Annotated in this window: 2 pseudogenes; both read left to right on the forward strand. The window is 59.9% G+C overall.

Features of this window, described 5'->3' with window-relative positions:
- A pseudogene (locus EOA85_RS28550) lies at positions 1-2,356 on the forward strand (TrlF family AAA-like ATPase); the annotation flags it as partial.
- Positions 2,357-2,598: 242 nt separating this feature from the next.
- A pseudogene (locus EOA85_RS28555) lies at positions 2,599-3,629 on the forward strand (IS110 family transposase).
- Positions 3,630-4,538: the final 909 nt, after the last annotated feature.

Raw genomic sequence — 4,538 nt, forward strand, 5'->3', positions numbered from 1 at the left:
GAAATTGAGAAGTTCGCCCATATTATCTTCTCGAGCAGCCCGGCGCAGCGGGAGTTCTGGCTCGGCCAGCGGGGCGTGACCGTTGGACAATTGCGTGCGCGATACGACGGCTGCAAACCCTGTCTCCACGGGAGCGACTCCCACGACCAGATATCTGTGGGGCAGCCCGTCGATAATCGCTTCTCATGGATCAAGGGTGGCCTAGAGTTCGATGCTCTCCGCCAAGCCTGCATCGACCCGGAGGGGCGCGCCTACGTCGGCGAGCAACCGCCTCGGTCGGCAATGCCGTCGCAGGTCATCTCGGACGTCATGATCGATGACGCGGACTGGGCAACCACGCCTTCGATCCCGCTCAACCCCGGCCTTGTAGCCATCATCGGTCGCGGGGTTCGGGTAAGACGGCCTTGGCAGACGTTATTGCGGCAGGTTGCGATGCAATCTCGTCCTCCGGTTGGGATGCAGACGAGAATATCAGCCCTTCCTTCCTGGCGCGGGCCCGCAGGCTGATCGGCAACGCGACGACGACGCTCACCTGGGGCGGCGGCTCGACAGTCACGCGCTCCCTCGAAGGCAGCGACGCCAACGGCCACATGTCCTTTCCTCGCGCCCGCTATCTCTCCCAGCAGTTCGTCGAAGAGCTCTGCTCGGCTAAGGGCGTTTCCGATGGTCTCGTGGACGAGATCGAGCGCGTGATCTTCGAGTCGCATTCGCAAGAAGATCGTGATTGGGCAACCGATTTCGCCGAGCTGCGCGACCAGCAGACTGCACGGTTCCAACAGGCACGCGAGCGCGAAGCCGGCGCGATCTCGGACGTCTCCGACCGCATCGCCAGCGAGTTCGAGAAGGAAAGCCTCGTTGCCACGCTGGCCACGCAGGTCGCACAGAAGAGGCAAATGATCGCGGACTACACAACCGACCGCGCCAAACTCGTTGTCAAGGGAACTGAAGCGCAGGTGGCCCGCCACACCCAGCTCAGCGGAGTGGCTCAGAATCTTCGAAACAAGATCCAAGCTTTTGGAAATCAGCGCCGCACCTTCGTCGCCCTGCAGGACGAGGCTCGAAGCATGCGTGCCACTGGCGCGCCGGAAATGCTCCGTCAAGCCAAGGCGCGGCACGCCAATAGCGGCCTGGACGCCAAGCAGTGGGACGACTTCCTGCTAATCTACAAAGGCGACGTCGACAAAAGCTTGACGGCTTACATCGCGTGGGCGGATGGCGAGGTTCGGAAGCTCAACGGCGTTCCGCCGCCGCCTGGCGATCCAAACGTCGCGCTGGTTGCGGACAATGCTGATCTATCGGCACTTCCGCTCGCCCCGATCGTCGCTGAGATGACGCGCTTAGGGACTCTTTTCAGCGCTGACAAGCTGGTACGGGACCAATACACGGCGCTGACCGGCCGTATCGCGCAAGAGAATTCTGCGCTCCAGACCCTCGAAACCCGGCTTACCGATGCGCAAGGGGCGGCACGGCGCCGGAAGGAGCTTCAAACTGAGCGCGATGACACATATGGGCGAGTCTTCGAGGCGATCATCAACGAACAGAACGCGCTGGCCGGCCTCTACGCGCCGCTAATGGCGCGGCTTGCAGCGTCATCAGGCACGCTCAAAAAGCTTAGCTTCTCGGTCCGCAGGATCGCTGATGTAGAAGCATGGGGCTCGGTTGCGGAGGAAGAGCTCCTCGACAGACGCAAGGCCGGCCCCTTCTACGGCCGTCGCTCATTGATCACTGCTGCAACGGAGGCGCTAAAGCCCGCGTTGGAGACGGGCTCGGCGGCGGAGGTTCAGGCTGCGATGACAGCCTTCATTGGAAAATACGCCAATGACCTTCTTTCCCACGCGCCTTATGCGCCCACGCAACAGGCCGAGTTCCGCGCCTGGTCGAAGCAATTCGCGCATTGGTTTTTCGGGACCGACCACATCATCGTCCGGTACGAGATCTCCTATGACGGCGTCGACATCCGGAAGCTCTCGCCTGGTACGCGGGGCATCGTCCTCTTGCTGCTCTACCTCGCTCTCGACGATTCAGACGATCGTCCATTGATCATTGACCAGCCGGAGGAAAATCTTGATCCGAAGTCGGTGTTCGACGAACTGATCGCGCTGTTTATCACGGCCAAGTCGAAACGTCAGGTCATTATTGTCACGCACAACGCCAATCTCGTCATCAACACCGACGCCGATCAGATCATCGTAGCCGAAGCTGGCCCGCATCCGTCAGGCGGTCTACCGCCGATCAGCTATGTGGCCGGCGGGCTCGAAAACGCCGCAATCCGCAAAGCCGTGTGTGATATCCTTGAGGTGGCGAAGCCGCCTTCCGCGAGCGCGCACGGAGACTTCGTGTTCGTCTTGATCGCTGAGAAGGTTAAGAAATTAGCTTTTTGTATTAAGGAGCGCATCAAGAAAACTAAGTGTCGAGTCGGGAGAAACGGCTCGACCGGGAAGGCCAGCAAGTTGGTCCGCCTCACGAGATAATCGGGTAGATGGGGTATTCGGCTTGCGCCCCGTCTTCAACGGTGATGCAGGAAGGTGCTGCGCTTCGAGCTGATGGTAGAACGTGGTCTGTTCAAACAGCCACAAGCATCAGGAAAGGAAGCGCAGCGTGAAACACTTTATCGGCCTCGATGTCGCGGTGAAAGAGACCGCCGTTTGCATTGTTGATGAATCCGGCAGGATTTGCCGCGAGGTGAAGGTCGTCAGCCATCCCGACGATCTCCTCGCCGTACTGAAGGATCCTGCCTTGAATACTGAACGGGTCGGTCTCGAGGCGGGGCCATTGTCGCAATGGCTTTTCGAGGAGCTGGCGAGCGTCGGGTTGCCGGCTATCTGCATCGAGACGCGCCATGTGAAAGCATTCCTGAAGGCGCAGCCGAACAAGACGGATCGCAATGACGCACGCGGCATCGCGCAAATGATGAGGGTCAACCTGTACCGCCCGGTGCATGTGAAAACGCTCACGAGCCAGAAGCGGCGGGCACTCCTAACGGCCCGCAAGCTACTGCAAGGGAAGGCAATCGCCATCGAGAACGACATCCGCGGCCTTCTGCGCAACTTCGGCCTCAAGGTCGGTGTTGTGGGAACGGTGAAGTTCGAGGAGCGCACTCGCGAACTCGTCGAAGGCATGCCCGATCTCGAAGAAATCATGGAGCCGCTGCTGGCCGCGCGGCGGGGGCTGCGTGCCGAATTTGCTCGCCTGCACAAAAAAGTGCTCCCAGGAACGATACGACCTGCCGGCGCTTGATGACCGTTCCCGGTGTCGGCCCCGTGGTGGCGCTCGCCTATGCCGCAACAATCGACATTCCGCAGCGGTTCAGAAACTCCAAGGCGGTGGGGCCCATCCTGGGGCTGACGCCGAAGCTAAACGAGTCCGGGGAAAGCAAGCGCGTTGGATGCATATCCCTATGCGGGGACGGCATGATGCGGACGTTGCTCTATGAGGCTGCACAAACGCTGATCACTCGCGTGACGAAATGGTCGTGGCTCAAGGCCTGGGCGATGAACGTCGCCAAGCGGCGCGGGATGCGCAAAGCAATTGTCGCGCTGGCACGTCGCCTGGCGGTCATCATGCATCGCATGTGGCTGGACGGCGCCGAGTTCCGCTGGACAAGGGAAACCATAGCCTCAACCATTTGATCCAGGAGGCCGAAAGGGAGAGAGACAGAGAGTTCCGCCGCCGGCGGACGGACGTCCTTCGCAGGACGATGGATGAGGCGAGTTCGCTGAGACACTCGTACTGATTGCAACATGCGATCAAGACGCTTGGTAGATTGTGTCGCTTCATTCTCCTAACCCCATATTGGGAGGGCGAAACGCCGATCCCGGAGAGAAGCAAGGCCCTGCGGAAGACAATCAAACTGCCGGAGACACTGAAAGCTTGGTAGCGCAGCGCTTGACCTCAACACGCCGAATAGAGAAGTGTCTCACGTTAGGGTCTTCATCGGCTCTACGGCGGATGGTGTCCCGGTGGCCAGGACGCCGAGACCACTCAGATGTGCCATACTTGCGCATCTCCGGGGACTGCATCGAAAACCGATGAGGTATCGGCAATGTGCTAGCACCGTCTTTGCCACGGACTTTAAAATGGAATCTACGATGGACGCTGTGAACCGAGAGAACGCCGCGCCTCTGACGCTATCGACCCGACCACGCGTCAGCGTTCTGGCCCGCACAATTGGTTCGAATTGAAGCTGTGCACCGTGGCTACCTTTTCCAGCACCTGTACGCAGTTCAATGCTTGTTGTCGGCCGCGACTTTGAGAGCGCAGGCAGTTTCGGTCGAGAGCGACGAAGATGTTGAAATTCAGCTCGATGGCGCCCGCATTTATGTCCAGGTGAAGCATCGCAAAGAAGCCCTGTCCTGGGGTGATATTGAGGGCTCTTGACGCGATTTGCAGGATTGCGTGCCTCTCATGCCGAGTATCCCCGCGGTCACGGCCGTCTTGCTGAGGTAGGCTGAAGGCTGCAAGTCCTAGTGCAAGCACTAGGAGTAGCCCTGTGACGAAGCATCAGATTGAAGTGATCACGTCGGTCGAGCGGCGCCGGC

The sequence above is a fragment of the Mesorhizobium sp. M5C.F.Ca.IN.020.29.1.1 genome, from assembly GCF_003997375.1.
Taxonomy (GTDB): domain Bacteria; phylum Pseudomonadota; class Alphaproteobacteria; order Rhizobiales; family Rhizobiaceae; genus Mesorhizobium; species Mesorhizobium wenxiniae.